The organism is Enterobacter cloacae complex sp. P6RS (assembly GCF_014982245.1).
GTDB classification, from domain to species: Bacteria; Pseudomonadota; Gammaproteobacteria; order Enterobacterales; family Enterobacteriaceae; genus Enterobacter; species Enterobacter bugandensis.
Map to the genome: position 1 here is coordinate 60395 of NZ_JADCLB010000017.1, position 13308 is coordinate 73702.

The following is a 13308-nucleotide window of genomic DNA, read 5'->3' on the forward strand; positions in this document are numbered from 1 at the left end:
CTGAGATAAATCCTGGAAGGGCTCAGGCCGTGAGCGAAGGCGCGTCGCTGCGCAGCGTCGGGCAGAGCTGTAGCATTTCCAGTAAAACCGCCACGTAGCTGCGGGCTTCCTCTTTGAGGTCAAAGGATTGTGGCGCAAAAAGCCAGTTTTCCATCAGACCTGAAATGTAGCTGCGCATCAGGATGGCCGCCCGGCGGGTGAGTAAATTGGCCGGTAACAGCTTTGCCTGCATACACAGGTTCAGGTTCTGTTCGATACGATCGTAGCTCTCCAGGCTGAGGCTGCGCTGCGCCTGTTGCACCACCGCCATCTCGCCCACGAACTCACATTTATGAAAGATAATTTCCATCATTAATCTGCGACGCTCTTCAACTACCGTTGCTTCAAGGATATATACTAATATTTCTCTTAATACAGAGAGTGGATCGTCAGGGAATTTTGCCCGATACTCACTCTCGAGATCGCTAATGCTGGACTCTGAAAGCTCCCAGATTTCACTGAACAGATCTGACTTGTCTTTAAAATGCCAGTAAATCGCTCCCCGCGTCACACCGGCAGCCTGAGCAATTTGCGCCAGCGAGGTAGAAGAAACACCCTGCTGAGAGAACAAACGTATTGCCACATCCAGAATGTGTTGTCGGGTTTCCAGCGCTTGTTGTTTAGTTTTTCGTGCCATAGGTGGGTGAATTTACAGGAGTCAGATTTACATACATTTGTGAATGTATGTACCATAGCATGACGATAATATAAACGCAGCAATGGGTTTTTAGACTCAGGACCCTTGATCAATTTGAAATCGGACACTCGAGGTTTACATATGAACAAAAACAGAGGGTTAACGCCTCTGGCGGTCGTTCTGATGCTCTCAGGCAGCTTAGCGCTTACAGGATGTGACGACAAACCGGCTCAACAAGGAGCTCAGCAGGCGCCAGAAGTCGGCGTTGTGACACTCAAATCTGAACCTCTGCAGATCACCACAGAATTACCAGGCCGTACAAACGCTTACCGCATTGCGGAAGTGCGTCCTCAGGTTAGCGGCATTATCCTGAAACGTAACTTTACCGAAGGCGGCGATGTGAAGGCCGGTGAATCTCTGTATCAGATTGATCCCGCGACCTATCAGGCTTCTTATGAAAGCGCGAAAGGTGACCTGGCTAAAGCACAAGCGGCGGCAAAAATTGCCCAGCTGACGCTGAACCGCTATCAGAAACTGCTCGGCACGAAGTACATCAGCCAACAGGATTACGATACCGCGCTGGCAGATGCCCAGCAGGCTAACGCGGCCGTGGTAGCAGCCAAAGCGGCTGTCGAAACTGCACGCATTAACCTGGCCTATACCAAAGTGACCTCCCCTATCAGCGGTCGTATTGGTAAATCTGCCGTGACGGAAGGGGCGCTGGTGCAGAACGGGCAGACCACTGCGCTGGCTACCGTGCAGCAGCTTGATCCGATCTACGTTGACGTGACGCAGTCCAGCAACGATTTCCTGCGCCTGAAACAGGAGCTGGCTAACGGCACCCTGAAACAGGAAAACGGCAAAGCCAAAGTGGAGCTGGTTACCAACGACGGTATCAAGTTCCCGCAGGAAGGTACTCTGGAATTCTCTGATGTGACGGTCGACCAGACCACCGGTTCCATCACCTTACGTGCGATTTTCCCGAACCCTGACAAAAATCTGCTGCCAGGTATGTTCGTTCGCGCGCGTCTGGAAGAAGGAACGAATCCAACCGCACTTCTTGTTCCACAGCAGGGTGTGACCCGTACGCCACGCGGCGATGCGAGCGCACTGGTTGTTGGGGCAGATAACAAAGTCGAAACGCGCAATATCACCGCCACGCAGGCGATTGGCGATAAATGGCTGGTGACGGAAGGTCTGAAAGATGGCGATCGCGTGATTGTTTCTGGTTTGCAAAAAGTACGTCCTGGCGCGCAGGTAAAAGCACAGGAAGTGACATCTGACGATAAACAACAAGCTTCGGCCGCTGGCCAGTCAGAACAAACCAAGTCTTAACTTAAACAGGAGCCGTTAAGACATGCCTAATTTCTTTATCGATCGCCCCATATTTGCGTGGGTGATCGCCATTATCATCATGCTGGCCGGGGGACTTGCGATCCTGAAGCTGCCTGTTGCGCAATATCCAACGATTGCGCCACCGGCGGTAACGATCTCCGCAACCTACCCGGGGGCTGATGCGAAAACGGTGCAGGATACCGTGACTCAGGTTATCGAACAGAACATGAACGGTATCGATAACCTGATGTACATGTCCTCAAACAGTGACTCCACCGGTACGGTGCAGATCACCCTGACCTTTGAATCCGGTACGGATGCGGACATTGCGCAGGTTCAGGTCCAGAACAAACTGCAGCTGGCAATGCCTCTTCTGCCGCAGGAAGTGCAACAGCAGGGTGTGAGCGTCGAGAAATCGTCCAGCAGCTTCCTGATGGTTGTCGGCGTTATTAACACCAACGGCACCATGACGCAGGAGGATATTTCCGACTACGTGGGCGCCAACATGAAGGACGCCATCAGCCGTACGTCCGGTGTGGGTGACGTTCAGCTGTTCGGTTCCCAGTACGCGATGCGTATCTGGATGGATCCGAACAAACTGAACAACTTCCAGCTGACGCCGGTTGACGTGATTAACGCGATTAAAGCGCAGAACGCCCAGGTGGCAGCCGGTCAGCTAGGCGGTACGCCGCCGGTGAAAGGCCAGCAGCTTAACGCGTCCATTATCGCGCAAACCCGTCTGACCTCCGCCGATGAGTTCAGCAAAATTCTGCTGAAGGTGAACCAGGACGGTTCGCAGGTTCGTCTGCGCGACGTGGCCAGGGTTGAGCTGGGTGGTGAGAACTACGACATCATCGCGAAGTTTAACGGTAAACCGGCGTCCGGTCTGGGTATCAAACTGGCGACGGGCGCGAACGCCCTGGACACCGCGACGGCGATCCGTGCAGAACTGAAGAAGATGGAACCGTTCTTCCCGTCAGGCCTGAAAATCGTTTATCCGTATGACACTACGCCGTTCGTTAAAATTTCGATTCACGAAGTGGTTAAAACGCTGGTAGAAGCGATCATCCTGGTGTTCCTGGTGATGTATCTGTTCCTGCAAAACTTCCGCGCGACGCTGATCCCAACCATCGCCGTGCCGGTCGTTCTGCTGGGGACCTTTGCTATCCTTGCAGCCTTTGGGTTCTCGATAAACACCCTGACGATGTTCGGGATGGTGCTCGCCATTGGCCTGCTGGTGGATGACGCCATCGTGGTGGTAGAGAACGTCGAGCGCGTGATGGCGGAAGAAGGTTTACCGCCAAAGGAAGCCACCCGTAAATCTATGGGCCAGATCCAGGGCGCGCTGGTCGGTATTGCGATGGTGCTGTCCGCGGTATTTATCCCGATGGCCTTCTTCGGGGGCTCTACGGGTGCGATTTACCGCCAGTTCTCCATTACCATCGTCTCCGCGATGGCGCTGTCGGTACTGGTAGCGTTAATCCTGACGCCAGCGCTGTGTGCCACCATGCTGAAGCCGGTTCAGAAAGGCGGTCACGGCGAGCATAAAGGGTTCTTCGGCTGGTTTAACCGCATGTTTGATAAGAGCACGCACCACTATACCGACAGCGTGGGCAATATCCTGCGCAGTACCGGTCGTTATCTGCTGCTCTATATCATCATCGTAGTGGGGATGGCGTTCCTGTTCGTTCGTCTGCCAAGCTCGTTCCTGCCAGATGAAGACCAGGGCGTGTTCCTGACGATGGCACAGCTTCCGGCAGGGGCGTCGCAAGAGCGAACCCAGAAGGTGCTGGACGAAGTGACGGACTACTATCTCACCAAAGAGAAAGCGAACGTTGAATCCGTGTTTGCGGTTAACGGCTTTGGCTTTGCGGGTCGTGGTCAGAACACCGGTATCGCCTTCGTTTCTCTGAAAGACTGGGCGGATCGTCCGGGCGATGAGAATAAAGTTGAAGCGATCACGGGCCGTGCCATGGGCACCTTCTCGCAGATTAAAGATGCGATGGTCTTCGCCTTTAACCTGCCAGCGATTGTTGAACTGGGTACGGCAACCGGCTTCGACTTCCAGCTGATCGACCAGGGCGGTCTGGGTCACGAGAAACTGACTCAGGCGCGTAACCAACTGTTCGGCGAAGTGGCTAAACACCCTGACCTGCTGGTCGGCGTACGTCCAAACGGACTGGAAGATACGCCGCAGTATAAGATCAACATCGATCAGGAAAAAGCGCAGGCGCTGGGCGTGTCCATCAGCGACATCAATACTACGCTGGGCGCGGCCTGGGGCGGTAGCTACGTTAACGACTTCATCGACCGTGGTCGCGTGAAGAAAGTGTACGTCATGTCCGAAGCGCAGTACCGTATGTTGCCGAACGATATTAACAACTGGTACGTTCGCGGCAGCAACGGTCAGATGGTGCCGTTCTCATCCTTCTCAACGTCACACTGGGAATACGGCTCTCCGCGTCTGGAACGTTACAACGGTCTGCCGTCGATGGAAATCCTGGGCCAGGCCGCACCGGGCCGAAGCACCGGTGAAGCCATGAACCTGATGGAAGAGCTGGCCAGCAAACTGCCTGCGGGTATCGGCTATGACTGGACCGGTATGTCCTATCAGGAACGTCTGTCCGGTAACCAGGCCCCTGCCCTGTACGCCATTTCACTGATTGTAGTCTTCCTGTGTCTGGCGGCGCTGTACGAGAGCTGGTCAATTCCGTTCTCCGTTATGCTGGTGGTTCCACTCGGGGTTATTGGTGCGCTGCTTGCGGCAACGTTCCGTGGATTGACCAACGACGTGTACTTCCAGGTAGGCCTGCTGACAACCATTGGCTTGTCGGCGAAGAACGCGATACTTATCGTTGAATTCGCCAAAGATCTGATGGAGAAAGAGGGTAAAGGCCTTATTGAGGCGACGCTGGAAGCGGTGCGTATGCGTCTGCGTCCAATCCTGATGACCTCTCTGGCGTTCATCCTCGGCGTTATGCCGCTGGTTATTAGCTCCGGTGCAGGCTCCGGTGCGCAGAACGCGGTCGGTACAGGTGTAATGGGCGGTATGATCACCGCGACCGTACTGGCTATCTTCTTCGTCCCGGTGTTCTTCGTGGTGGTGCGCCGCCGCTTCAGCCGGAAGAATGAAGATGTTGAGCACAGTCATTCGGTAGAACCTCACTGATACCGGTTTCATATAATAAAAAGGCCGCATTTGCGGCCTTTTTCATTTTCAGAAAAAATCATAAAATAAGCTTATTGAGGTCCTATTTATTTTCTGCCATCTTAAACAGACATATCATAATTAACTGATAACTTAATAGGTGAACTCAGGATTTTTTTAAATCTATTTCCCTGCTTAAGTTGTTAGGAATATTCCTAATTAAAAGTTAAGACAAACGGAACTCCGGATGTGAACTTTTCTTATGGCTGTAAGCTAAGCCAATGAAATGTAAGGAAGCGAAAAATTATCGTTAATCCTGATAAAAAAGTTCAGTTTCGGATGAACATTTGCGTAGACTCTCGCAGCCTGCGGTTTTATTTGTAATTTTTCGTAATAGCGCGGTGAAATCCAGGAAGGAGTGGCTTATAGTTAGGTTATCAGGAACACAGCGCTCATGTAGCTAAGTCAGATGTATCCATCCCGACAATGATGTTCGGTGAGTAAGAAATCACTCAGAAGGGGATGCGCTATGGACGAGTACTCGCCAAAAAGGCATGATATCGCGCAGTTGAAATTTCTCTGCGAATCCTTGTACCATGACTGCCTTGCCAATCTTGATGAAAGCAACCATGGCTGGGTGAATGACCCAACGTCTGCCATCAATTTACAGTTGAATGAGCTGATAGAGCATATCGCTACCTTCGCACTTAATTATAAAATTAAGTACAATGAAGATAATAAGCTCATTGAGCAAATTGATGAATACCTGGACGACACCTTTATGTTGTTCAGCAGTTACGGCATTAACACTCAGGATCTGCAAAAATGGCGTAAATCGGGAAACCGGCTATTCCGCTGTTTCGTCAACGTGAGCAGAGCTAACCCGGTTAGTCTTTCCTGTTAAAATTATTACAATTACTAAGGTGAATTTATGTCTGATAAACCACTCACAAAAATCGATTATTTGATGCGCTTACGACGTTGTCAGTCAATTGACACCCTTGAACGCGTCATTGAAAAGAATAAATACGAGCTTTCTGATAATGAACTGGCGGTATTTTATTCAGCCGCTGACCATCGCCTTGCAGAGCTAACGATGAATAAGCTGTATGACAAAATCCCTACTTCTGTATGGAAATTTGTCCGTTAATCTTTGAAGTGTGTCTGTAGAGGTTCTACGCCACGTTATAAGTTGTATTCACCTGTCCCGTTATGCTCCCTGCGCGAAAGCCAGGTCTCCGTGTTAAACGCGCTCATCAGCAACAATGTTGTGACTGTGGTCACATCGGCCTTCCGGGAACGTTCCCCTTAACGCCTGTTGCGATTACCCTTCAGGAATAACATCCAGAGAGGTTTCCGATGAGCATAGAAAAACAGAAGATGATTTCAGGTGAACATTACCGCCCTGGTGATGAGACGTTACGCGCCGACCGGCTTCGGGCGCGCCATCTGCTTCACCGCTATAACCACACCGCGCCTGACGAAAAAACAGAACGCCAGAATATTCTGGCGGAACTGCTGGGACAAAGCGAAGGGGCGTATATTGAGCCGAGCTTCCGCTGTGACTATGGATATAACATTTATCTGGGCAAAGACTTTTACGCCAACTTCGATTGCGTAATGCTGGATGTCTGCCCTGTACATATTGGTGACAACTGCATGCTCGCGCCGGGCGTTCATATTTATACGGCCACCCATCCGCTGGATGCGCAAGAACGTAACAGCGGAGTGGAGTTTGGTAAGCCCGTCACCATTGGCAATAATGTCTGGATTGGTGGACGTGCGGTCATTAACCCAGGCGTCACCATCGGGGATAATGTGGTTGTGGCTTCCGGTGCCGTCGTGACGAAAGACGTGCCGGCTAACGTCGTTGTGGGCGGCAACCCGGCGAAAATCATCAAAACGCTGTAACGATCCGGGGAGCCAACTGTTATGGTCTTTTAGCGCCCGACTGTTACTTTTTTCAGCCGGATGGCTCCCCTAAAATTGGCAGATACCCTGTATTGTCAACTCTCAAAAGGCCAAAAATGACCGAGATACAGCGCCTGCTTACCGCTACCATCGACGATCTTAACCACCGCGAAAAGCGAGACAATCGCCCGCGCTTTAGCATTAGCTTTATCCGCAAACATCCCGGGCTGTTTGTTGCCATGTATGCCGCCTGGCTGGCGACGCTGATTGTCATGCTGAAGTCCGAAACGCTGGTGGACTCCGTCTGGCTGCTGGTGGTGCTGTTTGTCGTGTTTAACGCCTTTTTCTTTTTCGACGTGAATCCCCGCTACCGTTACGAAGATATCGACGTCCTCGATTTCCGGGTCTGCTACAACGGCGAATGGTACAACACGCGTTTTGTGCCAAATGAGCTTATTGACAGCATCCTGCACTCTCCGGCTGTCGAAACCGTGCACAAAGAGAAGCTGCAGAAAATGGTCGCAACGAAAGGCCAGCTCTCTTTTTATGATGTTTTTACCCTTTCCCGCTCTGCTGCTGCGTAATTAACGCCTGCAGGCGTCCGATACCCGGCGCAAACTGCGAAGCAGAGGTGTTGCCGTAACCTAAAACCAGGCCGGTTTGCCCCTGCTTCGTCTCGAGGTAATAGCCGCTCAGCGCAGCGGGTGCCAGCTGAAATGCCCTCGCTTTCTCCACCAGGCGCTGGTCGTCGATACCGTCAATCGCCAATGTCAGGTGCATTCCCCCTTCACCTGCAAGAACACGGTGCGGAGTTTGAAGCTCTGCGCTCAGCACCTCCCGCAGCTGGCGGTAACGCTTACGATACAGCCGACGCATGGCGGCAAGATGACGGGCATAGTGCCCCTCCTCGATAAACAGCGCCAGGGTGCGCTGTTCTGCGCGATGCCCGCCGCGCAGCAGCGAGCCGATGGCCGGACGCGCCGCTTTCGCCAGCGCTGGCGGTAACACCATGAACCCCATTCGGAGCGACGGAAACAGCGTTTTACTGAACGTCCCCAGATACACAACGGGCGCGTTGTTGACCATGCCCAGCATCGCCGGTACGGGCTCGCCGACATAGCGGAACTCGCTGTCGTAATCGTCCTCAATGATCCACGCCTTGTGCTGGCGGGCCAGTTCCAGCAGCGCCAGACGCCGCCGCGCGCTGAGCACGCTCCCGTAAGGAAACTGATGCGACGGCGAAGTGAAAACGAGCGCAGGTGAAGGCGCATGCAGCCCTTCCCAGCACATTCCCTCGTCATCCACCGGTATGCCGGTCATCGCAAGGCCGGTTTTGACGAAGGCACTTTTGGCCCCGCTGTAGCCGGGATTTTCCACCCAGGCGACATCCCCCGGCTCGCTTAACAGCATCGTGCACAGATTGACGCCCTCCAGCGCCCCTTCGGTTATCACAATCTGGCTGGCGTCGCAGTCAATGCCGCGAGAAAGCGCAAGGTGACGGGCGATGGCGGCCCGCAGCGACGGCTCACCGGCCGGGTCGCCATAGCCCAGCAGAGCGCTCCCCTCTTCCCGCAGGACGCGATCGTACAATCGCCGCCACAGCGGCAAGGGGAAATAGTTGATGGCGGGCGTTCCCGGCGTAAAGGCCATCACCGGGGTGTCGCGCGGCACAGGTGCAGGCAGCTGGACGACACGTTTTGCCAGCCTGACCTCTGGATCGGTCAGAACCCGCGGGCTGGCACGATGGGCGAATTGTGCCACCCGCGTCCCCTGACGGTTACGCAGCAAATAGCCTTCGAGCGTGAGCTGGTCCAGCGCCGCATTGACGGTGTTCCGTGAAACGGAAAGCTGCTGCGCCAGCGTTCGCGAGCCGGACAGCTGGCTGCCGGACCGAAGCCTTCCGCCCAGTATGGCCTCCCGCAAAGCGAGATAGAGCGCGCGCTGGAGCGTCTCTTCCCCACGCGTTTTAAGCGCAGCATGGAGCAAGGTATAAAGTTCATCGCCCGGTATGTTCATCTCATCTCCTTGTGGTACCACCAAAACATATCCGAGTGGTTCTTTTTAAGGAACCAGTAATTTTCTAATCTGGAACTCTTCTCAACGTCACGGAAATAAAGATGAAGACATTCAATGAGTTTGGACAACCTGTGGGCGAAGCCCTTACCGACTGGCAGCCTCGCCCTCATCCGTCCCGGGTGGTACTGCAGGGGCATTATTGTCGGCTTGAACCGTTGCGCGTGGAGCATGCCGGGGCGCTGTTCTCCGCCTATGCTCTGGCCGGAGATACCCGGAGCTGGACGTGGCTACTGCGTGAACCCGATGCCACGGCCGCTGAGTTTGCCGAATGGGTGGCAAGCGTGTGTGAGTTATCTGACCCGATGCACTTTACCGTTATAGATAATCAGACCCAGGCCCCGGTCGGGACGCTGGCCCTGATGCGGATCGATCCTAAAAACGGCGTTGTGGAAGTGGGACACGTTCACTTCTCCGTGCTGTTAAGCCGCACGCCCATGTCAACAGAAGCGCAATATCTGCTGATGCGGTACGCGTTCGATACCCTGGGCTACCGGCGATATGAATGGAAGTGCAACAGCCTGAACGAACCATCACGCAAAGCGGCACTGCGTCTGGGCTTTCAATTTGAAGGCCGTTTTCGCCAGGCGCTGGTCATAAAAGGCCGTAACCGGGATACCGACTGGTTTTCGATTCTCGACAAAGAGTGGCCGGCGCTGGCGAGCGCCTTTGAAGGCTGGCTTGCCACCGACAATTTTACTGCCGATGGCAAACAGAAAAGATCCCTGGAAAGCTGGCGAGAAACGCGCGTCTAGCGTCTTTTTTTACGTCCCTGCACCGCCTTAAAACGCGGATTGGATTTGCAAATCACGTATAAGCGTCCCTTGCGTTTGACTATCTGGCAATCCGGGTGACGCTGTTTTGCGCTGCGCAATGAGTTAAGTACCTGCATGGTTAGCCCCGCTTCGCATTAAGAAAACCGCCAAAACGCTTGCGGAAGCGCGCTGCGCTGCCATCCGTGGAAAACGTTTTTTGCTTACCGGTATAAAACGGATGCGATTTTGAAGAAACCTCGATAGTGATGTACGGATACGTTTCACCGTCGAGCTCAATTTCGCGGTCGGTTTTAATGGTTGAACCCACTTTAAAGTATTCATTGGCACTGGTGTCGTGGAATACCACGGTGCGATACGCTGGATGGATGTTTGGTTTCATCATAAACCCTTTGTGTTTTGTTATAACATAACAAAATAATATCCAGGCAAGGTTGAAAAAACAACCCTCTCTCTCCTGAGGATATTTTCTAATTTGCTTTAGATAACATGAAAACCCTGCCCCCACGTGCTATAACTATTTCATTTCGCGGTAAAATCTTTCTCTTCAGGCAGGAAACTCAGCGTCCGGATTCGGGCATATGAGAAAGGAAACGACAGCATGAAAACCCGACATCTGGTCAGTCTGGTGACTGGCGTACTTATCTTTTCCGTGCTGGTTCCCATTTGCCTCAGCATCTGGCTTGCCCATCGCCAGGCAGAAGAGAAATTTGTTGATGCGCTGGATAGCTATGCTTCTCGGGTGCTGATGCGCACCGACAGGGTCGTGGATCAGGCTAAAGAAGCGTTAAATCACCTGCAGGGATTTAAGGGCGTTCCCTGTAGTCCGCTGCATTTGAGGGAAATACGTCGGGTCGCGTTCTCGTGGCGCTATATCCAGGAGGTGATCTATATCGACAACCTCACACCCCTCTGCTCTTCGCTTGAGCAGGCCAGTAAATCCGCCGCTTATCCTCCTCCCATGCGTATCACCGAAGATGGCTACAGCGCGTGGCTTACCGCACAGAACGATCTTGGCTTTCACCGCTATATGGCCGTGCTCGGGAAAGGCCATTACCTTGTTCTGGTCGATCCTGCCTCGCTTGTAGATGTGATCCCTTTCGGGGCGATTGCCATTGATGCCGCTCTGGTGGGAAGCGCAACGCATCTTATTTTCGCCAGCAGTAACACGCTTGATCCGCATATCCGCGATCGGATCAACGATCGAGGCGTCTCCAGCGTTCAGTACAAGGGCTCCATGTACGTGATGAAGCCGGTACCTGAGCTTGGATTTACTGTCGTCACGTGGGCAGCGCTCACCCCCCTGGCTGAAAGCTGGCACCGACAGCTGCTTTTCTGGCTGCCGTTTGGCGTCCTGATAAGCCTGCTGGCGGCACTGTTTGTCCTGCGGATCCTGCGACGAATCCAGTCGCCGCGCAATCGCCTGCTGGACGCCATTAACAGCCGCGATTTTGTGGTTCACTATCAGCCTATCGTGGCGCTGTGCAGTGGAAAAATCGTGGGTGCGGAAGCGCTTGCGCGCTGGCCCCAGCCAGACGGAAGCAGTCTCTCGCCTGATATATTTGTGCCGCTTGCCGAGCAAACCGGCCTCATCTCGCAGCTGACGCAGTTAGTTATGGAAAAAGTGTTTGAAGATATGGGCCACTGGCTGCAGCTCCACCCCGATCAGCATATCTCCATCAACCTCGCCCCGGCCGATTTGACCTCCGGTAATCTGCCGCCTTTACTGAGTCAACTCCTGAATAAGTGGCAGATTCATCCCCGACAAATCGCCCTTGAGTTAACCGAGCGTGGCTTTGCCGACCCCAAAATCAGCGCGCCGGCTATCGCCGCGTTTCGCCGTTCGGGCCACCCTGTTTACATTGATGATTTTGGCACGGGCTATTCCAGCCTCAGCTATCTGCAGCATCTCGATGTCGACACGCTAAAAATTGACAAATCGTTCGTGGATGCACTGGAGTACAAAAACGTAACGCCGCACATTATCGAAATGGCGAAGTCGCTGCAGCTGGCAATGGTGGCGGAAGGCGTGGAGACCGAAGGGCAGCTTACCTGGCTGCACCGCCACGGCGTGCAGTATGGGCAGGGGTGGTTCTACAGTAAGGCGCTGCCCAAGACGGAATTTATCCTTTGGGCAGAGAACAACCTCGCCACGCGCTCTACTTAAGATAGGATTTGATCACCTGCAGCACGACGCCAAGATCGGCTTCACGCTGCGCCTCTTCGGGCTCTTTCACGACATGATCGGTAAGATGCCCTTCAATCACCTGCATCATCATGCCATTGACCGCGCCACGGATCGCCGCCAGCTGCTGTAACACCTCGGCACATTCGTGATCGCTGTTGAGCATTTTCTCCAGCGCGGTGCTCTGACCCTGAATTTTCTTCAGGCGAGTCAATAACATCTTCTTATCGCGAACGGTATGTGACATCTCTGTCTCCCTCAGTTTTGGCTTTTAAAGCATATCACGCTCTACTCCCCCTGAGTATTTTTCTACTGGGGGGTAGTATTAGGCTACTGGGGGGGAGTACTATTTGCGCACGCTTTCCATACTGGAAATTTCAATGAACGATTTTGCTTCACTCCTGCAGCAGGGTAATGCCTGGCTGTTTGTTCCCAGCGCTATCCTGCTCGGTGCGCTGCATGGCCTGGAGCCGGGCCACTCAAAAACAATGATGGCTGCCTTTATCGTGGCTATCCGCGGCACGCTGAAGCAGGCGGTGCTGCTCGGTCTGGCGGCTACGCTTTCCCATACGGCGGTAGTCTGGATCATTGCCATGGCAGGACTATGGTTTGGCCGCGGCTGGGACGCACATACGTCTGAACCCTGGTTCCAGCTGATCTCCGGGGTGTTGATCGTTGCAATCGCCCTGTGGATGGCTTGGCGAACCTGGAAAGAGAGCCGGCCGCACGATCATCATCACGATTGCCACCACCATCATGACCACCACCATGATCATCACCATGAACACCCGCTGGTTGAAGAGGAGTGGCAGGACGCCCACCAGCGCGCGCACGCGCAGGATATCAACCGGCGTTTTAACGGACAAAACGTGACGACAGGACAAATCGCGATGTTTGGCCTGACCGGCGGGCTTATCCCCTGCCCGGCGTCCATCACCGTTCTGCTGATCTGCCTGCAGTTGAAGCATTTTGCGCTCGGCGCGACGCTGGTATTCAGCTTCAGCATCGGTCTGGCGTTAACGCTGGTCGCTTCCGGCGCGATTGCCGCCTTAAGCCTTAAGCACGCGACAAAACGCTGGCCCGGATTCAGCGAACTTTCCCGCAAAGCGCCATGGATCTCCGCCGCGCTGATTATCGTGGTAGGGATTTACATGAGCCTGCATGGCCTGAGCGGCATTCTGGCGTAAGCAGGCGGCCACGCCCGGTG

The 13308-nt window shown here is 53.8% G+C and carries 14 protein-coding genes; 9 read left to right on the top strand and 5 right to left on the bottom strand.

The annotated features are described in order from the left end of the window. Nucleotides 1-22 precede the first annotated feature (22 nt). Nucleotides 23-676, bottom strand: coding sequence for a multidrug efflux transporter transcriptional repressor AcrR (gene acrR, locus INF73_RS10430; RefSeq protein WP_136486493.1), 654 nt, complete (start codon nt 674-676; stop codon nt 23-25). Between the two features lie 141 nt (nt 677-817). On the opposite strand from acrR, the gene acrA reads away from it, so the two are divergent. From acrA to INF73_RS10460, 6 genes are all read left to right on the top strand, one after another. Beyond that, a complete protein-coding gene (gene acrA / locus INF73_RS10435) occupies nt 818-2011 on the top strand; it encodes a multidrug efflux RND transporter periplasmic adaptor subunit AcrA (protein ID WP_193541227.1) in 1194 nt (397 codons plus the stop codon). 22 nt (nt 2012-2033) lie between these two features. Beyond that, nucleotides 2034-5180 (top strand): multidrug efflux RND transporter permease subunit AcrB, encoded by a 3147-nt coding sequence (gene acrB, locus INF73_RS10440; RefSeq protein ID WP_041911061.1) that lies wholly within the window; start codon nt 2034-2036, stop codon nt 5178-5180. A 508-nt stretch (nt 5181-5688) separates the two neighbouring features. Next, nucleotides 5689-6063 carry an Hha toxicity modulator TomB gene (gene tomB, locus INF73_RS10445; RefSeq protein ID WP_028012188.1) on the top strand — a complete coding sequence of 125 codons (375 nt, stop codon included), beginning with the start codon at nt 5689-5691 and terminating at the stop codon, nt 6061-6063. 27 nt (nt 6064-6090) lie between these two features. Next, nucleotides 6091-6309, top strand: coding sequence for an HHA domain-containing protein (locus INF73_RS10450; RefSeq protein WP_008499287.1), 219 nt, complete (start codon nt 6091-6093; stop codon nt 6307-6309). 209 nt (nt 6310-6518) lie between these two features. Beyond that, entirely contained in the window at nt 6519-7070 is a 552-nt protein-coding gene (gene maa, locus INF73_RS10455) for a maltose O-acetyltransferase (RefSeq protein ID WP_028012187.1), read from the top strand. Between the two features lie 116 nt (nt 7071-7186). Then, a complete protein-coding gene (locus INF73_RS10460) occupies nt 7187-7654 on the top strand; it encodes a YlaC family protein (protein ID WP_059354006.1) in 468 nt (155 codons plus the stop codon). Here the strand turns inward: INF73_RS10460 and INF73_RS10465 are convergent. Next, a complete protein-coding gene (locus INF73_RS10465; protein ID WP_193541225.1) occupies nt 7626-9086 on the bottom strand; it encodes a PLP-dependent aminotransferase family protein in 1461 nt (486 codons plus the stop codon). The genes INF73_RS10460 and INF73_RS10465 overlap by 29 nt on opposite strands. 101 nt (nt 9087-9187) lie before the next feature. Between INF73_RS10465 and INF73_RS10470 the strand changes: the two genes are divergently transcribed. Further along, nucleotides 9188-9898, top strand: coding sequence for a GNAT family N-acetyltransferase (locus INF73_RS10470; RefSeq protein WP_045259912.1), 711 nt, complete (start codon nt 9188-9190; stop codon nt 9896-9898). Here the strand turns inward: INF73_RS10470 and ykgO are convergent. Then, the gene (ykgO, locus tag INF73_RS10475) at nt 9895-10035 is read right to left on the bottom strand and encodes a type B 50S ribosomal protein L36 (RefSeq protein WP_003859006.1); all 141 of its coding nucleotides are present in this window, start codon (nt 10033-10035) and stop codon (nt 9895-9897) included. The genes INF73_RS10470 and ykgO overlap by 4 nt on opposite strands. Nucleotides 10036-10037: 2 nt before the next feature. Continuing rightward, on the bottom strand, nt 10038-10298 hold the full coding sequence (locus tag INF73_RS10480; RefSeq protein WP_006176933.1) for a type B 50S ribosomal protein L31: 261 nt from the start codon (nt 10296-10298) through the stop codon (nt 10038-10040). Between the two features lie 219 nt (nt 10299-10517). Between INF73_RS10480 and INF73_RS10485 the strand changes: the two genes are divergently transcribed. Continuing rightward, nucleotides 10518-12083 (top strand): EAL domain-containing protein, encoded by a 1566-nt coding sequence (locus INF73_RS10485; protein WP_193541223.1) that lies wholly within the window; start codon nt 10518-10520, stop codon nt 12081-12083. Here the strand turns inward: INF73_RS10485 and INF73_RS10490 are convergent. After that, a complete protein-coding gene (locus tag INF73_RS10490) occupies nt 12076-12348 on the bottom strand; it encodes a metal/formaldehyde-sensitive transcriptional repressor (protein ID WP_028012182.1) in 273 nt (90 codons plus the stop codon). The two genes, INF73_RS10485 and INF73_RS10490, sit on opposite strands and share 8 nt — an antisense overlap. Nucleotides 12349-12481: 133 nt before the next feature. Between INF73_RS10490 and INF73_RS10495 the strand changes: the two genes are divergently transcribed. Next, complete coding sequence (locus INF73_RS10495; protein ID WP_193541222.1) at nt 12482-13288, top strand: nickel/cobalt efflux protein RcnA; 807 nt, start codon at nt 12482-12484, stop codon at nt 13286-13288. Nucleotides 13289-13308 lie beyond the last annotated feature (20 nt).